Consider the following 6,233-nt stretch of genomic DNA (forward strand, 5'->3'; position numbering starts at 1 on the left):
CGCCGCATTACAATGCTGCACGCATGGCTGCCTTTACCCCACACCGCAGCCAAGGTTGGCCGCAGTGCCGCCGCATTGCGGCCAACCTTGCTCATGGCCGGAGGCAACGGGCTCATGCCTCCTGCACGCCGTGGCAGCCGTGGCGGCCGTCACGGCGGCGGGTCAGCAGCACCGGGGCCAGGTGCCGCAGGTACAGCGCAAACACGCCACACCACAGGACGCCGGCCAGCAGCCACGCCTCCATGGTGTCGGTCAGCAGCCAGCCGGCAGCAGCGCGCACACCGGCAGCCAGGAACAGACCGAGTGCGGCCAGCGGCAACCAGGCGCGCTCATCCGGCGTCCGGCCGCAGTGCGCGCGCCCGGCAATGCTCATCGCCCCCAGCATGGCCAGGCCGAGCGCGCCTGCCGTCAGCAGGTGACGCCCGCCCGGGAACGAACCCAGCGGCGTCAGCAGGCCCAACCCCATGCAGACATAGCCCAGGCCCATGCACACATAGATGGCATAGAGCATCAGCGGCCAGCGCGTGAGCAGGACACGGCCGACATGCCAGTCGTTCATCAGCTGAAACACCGCCGCCCCTGTGGCCAGCGCCAGCCAGCCGGACAGCCGGGAGCCCGGCAGCAGCAACTCGGCGCCGGTGTAGAGCATGATGCAGACGATAAGCAGGTTGCGGCGCGGCGGGCGGGCCAGATAATCGGTAGCCTGGCCGGCATCCGAGAGCGCCTGATTGACGATGCGCATCGAGATGCGGCTGAGTGCCACCACGACGAGCACCATGTAGACGCCCACGCTCACGTACAGCCAGCGCAGCGGGGTAGCCGTGCCGGCCAGCAGCTCGACATGGAAGCCCGCCTCGCAGATGCCCAGTGCCAGCAGCGTCCACAGGAAGGACAGATGCTGGCGTTGCGGATCGGCCCACAGCCGTGGCGCAGCCAGCGCGGCCAACGCCCCGATCAATGCCAGATGCAGCAGGCCAGACAGCACGATCAGCGGCGCACCGCCCCAGCCGCCAAGCCAGAAAGCCATGCGCGCGGCCAGCCAGAGCAGCAGCAGCCGGCGCACCGTGACCGGGGCGAAATCGGCCGTGCCGGTAAACTCGGGGACGGCGGTAAGCAGAAAACCCAGCACCGATGCCAGTGCAAAACCGTACAGCAGTTCGTGGGCATGCCAGGCAAACGGTCCCCCGGCCACCGGCGGCAACGGCCAGCCGGCAGCAAGAAATGCCAGCCATGGCACCATCAGCAGCACGGCCGCGGCGGCGGTGGCGATAAAGAACGGGCGCATGCCGCACAGCCACAGCGGGTGTGCGGCCGTGGGGCGGGCCGCCTCGCGCAGCATGGTCAACATGCAAGACTCCTTTTGTACTGCACCGGGGACAGCGTGATGACTTGCGCCATCCCGGCATCGCCCGCATCGGGGGACGGGTGTGGGCCGGTGGCCAGCGGCGGCAAGCCGAAGCAGCGCCGGACGCCGGGGGAATGCAGCAAGTGCGCGGTACTGCGGTGCACCCAGGCATCGTCACGCTGCAGGGCAGGGCGGGGAAGATCGAGCCGGTGAGCGATACGGCCCGGTCCGCTGTCCATGACCAGCACCGTATCGGCCAGGCGCACGGCCTCCATCAGGTCATGCGTGATCATCAGCATCGCCAGGCCACGGCGGGCCTGCTCTTGCAGCAGCCACTGGTGCAGCTGGGCCTTGAGGCCGATATCCAGCGCCGAGAACGGCTCGTCGAGCAGCAGCAGGTCGGGTTCGAGCACCAGGGCGCGGGCCAGCGCCACCCGGCTTTGCATGCCCCCCGACAGCTGGTGCGGAAACTGCGCCAGCGCCCCGGCATCCAGTTCCACCGCCATGCCGGCCCGTTCGGCCCGCTGCCGGCGCTCGCGGGCCGGTATGCCCATGGCCTTCAGCCCCAGCGCAATGTTCTCGCCGGCGGTTTTCCAGGGCAGCAGCCTGGGCTGCTGGAACATCATGGCCGGGCGTCCGAAATCATTATGCAAATGGCCGCCTTGCAGCGTCAGCAGCCCGGCACACAGATGTAGCAGCGTGGTCTTGCCGCAGCCGGACGGCCCCACCAGGGCCAGGGTACGGCCGGCATCCAGTGTCAGCTCGATGTTCTCCAGCACGGTATGTAGCCCGTAGGCATGGCTTACGCCATGCACGGCGAGCCTTGGGACAGGTGTTCCTGTTGTCATGCCTGCACCTCCCGCCAGCGCTCCACTTCGCGCTTGAGCGGTTCGAGCAGCAAGTATTCCACCAGCAGCAGGGTCAGCACCACGGCACCGACCCACGCCAGGGTGACGGGCATGTCCAGCTGGCTGCGCGCGATCGCCAGTGCCGCCCCGACCCCGTCGGCCGAGGCCAGCAGTTCGGCCATCACGGCCACTTTCCAGGCAGTGCCCAGCGCATTGATCCAGGCGGGAAAAAGATAGGACAGCACATGCGGCCCGTACAGGTCGGTCAGCCGCATGTGCCAGGGCAAGCGGAACATCGCCGCCATGTCTTTCAGATGATGATCCAGGGTGCGCGTGCCCTGCAGCGCGCCGACAAAAATGACGGGGAAACAGGCAATGAAGGCGGTGAATACCGGGGTGCCGTCATTGGCGCCAAACCACAGCATGGCCAGCACCAGCCAGGCGATGGGCGGCGTGCCCAGCAATACCGTCACCAGCGGCCGCGCCATCATGGCAGCGGTCATGGACAGACCGGCAAGCAGGCCGGCGCTACTGCCAAGCACCATGGCCAGCAGCAGGCCGGTCATTGCCCGCTGCCCGGTAAGCAGCAGCTCGCGTGCGGCCACGCCGCCGGCCAGCAGTTGCCACAACGCACCGAAAGTGGCGCCGGGATCAGGCAGGATCAGCGGTCCCAGGGTAATGCTGACGGCCTCCCAGACCGCCAGCAACAGGCACAGGCTGGCGACGGCTCCCCAGCCGCTCCACAAGTAGGCCGGGATGCCGCTCACCCAGCGCCACAGCAAGACCATCAGCTACTCCCCAGATAAAAGCCGGCATCGGGCAGTTTGCCCCCGATCAGCCCCGGCTGCTGCCCGGCCAGCAGTCTGAAGAAGAAATCCAGCTCGGTGCGGGCATCGGCGGCGGTCACGAAAGTGGCGTTGTCCACGCGCACCGAGTCGGCAACGCCCTCGGGGGTGAGCATGCCCACCTGCCCGGCAACCAGCTTGCCGCAGGCTTCGGGATTCTGTTCACACCATTGCAACGCACCGGCATAGGCCTGCTGTACCTGCTGCACCAGGCCGGGCTGGTCCAGCGCCGCGCCCATGGCCACGATGCCCGCCTGCGGAATGCGCGGCGGGCGCTTGAGCACCCGCCCCCATTCGGCCTGCAGATCCACGCTGCGATACAGCTCCGGTGCGATGATGCTGACGGGGAAGGACTTGGTCTTGCGCAGGGCCACCGAGGCTGCCGGCTCCGCCAGCAAGGCATGATCCGCCCGGCGCGTAACGAGCAGCTGCATTGCATCCAGCGGACTGCCCACATAGCGCAGCCGGAAATCCCTGGCCGGGTCCAGCCCCTGCCGGCGTGCCAGCATCTGGAACACGATATCCGGCATGTCGCCGCGGAACGGCAGCACGATTTCCTTGCCCCTGAAATCGGCCAGCGTCCGCAGCCCCGCCTGGCGCGACACCATGAACAGCACGCCCCAGGTCGCGACATTGGCCAGTTTCAGCCGCACGCCGCGGTTGTAAAGGTTGGCCGCAACATTGGTGGGCATGGCCACAAAGTGTGCCGGCGACTTCGGATCCAGGACCAGTGCACGCAGCTGGTCCGGATCCTTCCAGGGCCTGATCTCCACCACCTCGGCCACGTCCCTGAGCGCACCGGTCTCGACCATGCGGTAAAAGGGATTGGACACCGCCGCATGGGGGCCGGACAGGATCAGGCGCGGCAACTTGCCGGCCTTGCCGTAGCTCAGCCCGGGCAGGCAGGCGGTCACCGCGAGGGCGGCGCTTGCCTTCAGGAATTGGCGCCGCATCAGAACGCTCCGCGCCATGTCATCTGCAGGCTGCGTCCGGCGGCCTGGATTTCCTGCCCCGACACGCCCTCGGTCAGATGCTCGTGGTAGGCCTTGTCGGCCAGGTTCTTGACGGCAACACGCAGCGACTGCCTGGGGGCATAGCGCCAGGTGACACCCAGGTCCAGCGTGCCGAAACCGGCGGTGGCGTTCTCGCTGCCGCGGGTAAAGGCCGTCGCCACGCGCTCCTGCTTCGCCACCAAGCGCAACGTGGCATCCGCCGTCCAGCCTGCCGCCACACGGCCTTCCCAGCCCAGCGAGACCTCGTCAGCCGGCATCTGGAACAGCGGCTCGTTCAGCTCCTTGTTGTCGCCGCGCACGCGCGAATAGCGGGCGCTCAGCCACTGCTCGCGCTGCACCTGCCAGCGCACGCTGGCCTCCACGCCCTTGATCACCGCCTCGCTCAGGTTCACCGTTTGCTTGACCGGCAAGCCGTTGACAACGGCCCCGGTAGGCTGTCCGGTGATGTAATCGGAGATGCGGTTGTGGAAGAGCGACGCGCTGTAAGTCAGCTCATCGCTTGCTCCCTTGAGGCCCAGCTCGAACTGGGTTGCGAATTCCGGCTTGATCTGGGGATTGCCGATGTAGTGGTAGCCGTCGCCACGCGGCGAGGCTTCGTAGCGCTCGCGCATCTCGCCGGCGCGGAAGCCGCGCGCAAGGTTGGCAAACGGACGCAACAGCGGTGCCGCCTCGTAAATCACGCCCAGGCTACCGCTGGCGGCATCGTCGCTGCGGTTGAGCCCGCTCGTCACGGTACCGTTGTTCATGGATGCCGCCTTGCCTTTCACCGTGTCATGCCGCAGCCCGGCCAGCACGTTCAGCTTGCCGAAGCGCATGTCGTCCTGCACGAAGAAGCCCAGCGAACTGAGGCTGGCATCGCTGAACGGATCGTTGCGCACCAGCGCCGACAGCGGTGTCGGGTTGGCCAGGTAGCGCTCGGGCGACGCTTCCATGCGCCAGGCGTTGACGCCGAAGGCAAGCTGATGCTGCTCGTTCAGCAGCCAGTCGGCCTTGGCATCCATGCCGTCGGTGGCGAACGTCACCCTGGTCTTGCCGATATCGCGCTGCAGCTTGTCGCTGTACGACCAGATGGTGCGCTCCACTTCCTGGCGATAAACGCGCACATCCACATTCAGCGGCTGCGTGCCCACGCCATGGTAGCCGTAGCCGAATTCCACCAGCTGGCGCTGCTGGTCAGGCGAATGCACGATGGTGTTGCCCACCAGCGCCGCATTGGGATGCGGCCGCTTCGAGCCCGGATACCATGCGTCCTTGTCGGTCTGCTGTTGCACCGAAACACGCAGCTGCTGCCTGCCGTCGATACGGTAACGGTACTGGGAAATCAGGGCTTCGCTGTCGTAGCCGGTCAGCGCAGCCGTGCCCGATGGCGTGTCGTAGTCATCGCTGTTTGCCACCGATACCCCCAGCATCAGCGCATGATCGCCACCCGAAGCATTGAGCACGCCACTGCCGCGCAGGCCGTTGCTGGCACTGTCGAAGCTGGCGGCGGTTTCAAGCGAGACACCCGGCACGAAGCGCGCCTGCGGCGTTCTCAGGTTGATGGCGCCGCCGAGCGCGCCAGAGCCGTAGAGCACCGAAGCCGGCCCCTTGACCACCTCGACACTTTCGGCCAGCCCCAGCGGCAGGAACGAGGCGATGGCCCCGGCGGGCTGGGCCGAGTTCACGCGCATGCCGTCCAGCAGCAAGACTACGCTTTCTTTCTTCAGGCCGCGGATCACCGGGTTCTGGCCCTGGGCACCGTCACTGGCCACCGCAAGGCCGGGCTCGCCGCGCAGCGCTTCACCCAGGTTCTGTGCCTGTTTCTGCGGCAGGCGCTCGCGACCCAGCGTGGCCGTGGAAACCGGGGTTTCGACATCTTCGGCAGCATAACCCTTGGCCGTCACCGAGACGGAAGGGAGGGCAAACTCCCCGTCGGCGGCCTGAGCCAGGGGAAAGACACACATCAATGCCAGGGCAATCGGGGAGGGATTCAGTCGCATGCTACGTCTCTTGGGTGAGGATTGGAGAGTATTGCCCCGGACGTGACCAGGCCGTAGCGGCGTCACGCAGCGGGCAAACCGCTGACACCCGATATTATATGAATATGAGACTGATTCGCATTTGATTTTAATCAAGAGGCGCCGCACCACGCACCGGGGCCGGCATGCCGGGCCTGGAAACAAGGTTGGCCGCAAACCGGAGG

The 6,233-nt window shown here is 66.9% G+C and carries 5 protein-coding genes; all 5 read right to left on the bottom strand.

Annotation, left to right across the window (positions count from 1 at the left end):
• Positions 1 to 112: 112 nt before the first annotated feature.
• Positions 113 to 1,348: an NnrS family protein gene (locus IE083_RS00840; RefSeq protein ID WP_229799523.1), complete on the bottom strand. Its 1,236-nt coding sequence runs from the start codon at positions 1,346 to 1,348 to the stop codon at positions 113 to 115.
• Positions 1,342 to 2,124 (bottom strand): ABC transporter ATP-binding protein, encoded by a 783-nt coding sequence (locus IE083_RS00845; protein WP_229799524.1) that lies wholly within the window; start codon positions 2,122 to 2,124, stop codon positions 1,342 to 1,344. Before IE083_RS00845 ends, IE083_RS00840 begins: the two co-directional genes overlap by 7 nt.
• A gap of 65 nt (positions 2,125 to 2,189) precedes the next feature.
• Entirely contained in the window at positions 2,190 to 2,981 is a 792-nt protein-coding gene (locus IE083_RS00850; protein WP_189351745.1) for an ABC transporter permease, read from the bottom strand.
• The gene (locus IE083_RS00855; RefSeq protein ID WP_189351746.1) at positions 2,981 to 3,991 is read right to left on the bottom strand and encodes an ABC transporter substrate-binding protein; all 1,011 of its coding nucleotides are present in this window, start codon (positions 3,989 to 3,991) and stop codon (positions 2,981 to 2,983) included. The genes IE083_RS00850 and IE083_RS00855 overlap by 1 nt, the downstream gene beginning before the upstream one ends.
• Positions 3,991 to 6,030, bottom strand: a complete 2,040-nt coding sequence (locus tag IE083_RS00860; RefSeq protein WP_189351747.1) for a TonB-dependent receptor — start codon at positions 6,028 to 6,030, stop codon at positions 3,991 to 3,993. The genes IE083_RS00855 and IE083_RS00860 overlap by 1 nt, the downstream gene beginning before the upstream one ends.
• Positions 6,031 to 6,233: the final 203 nt, after the last annotated feature.

This window comes from Vogesella fluminis, assembly GCF_014652335.1.
Classification (GTDB): domain Bacteria; phylum Pseudomonadota; class Gammaproteobacteria; order Burkholderiales; family Chromobacteriaceae; genus Vogesella; species Vogesella fluminis.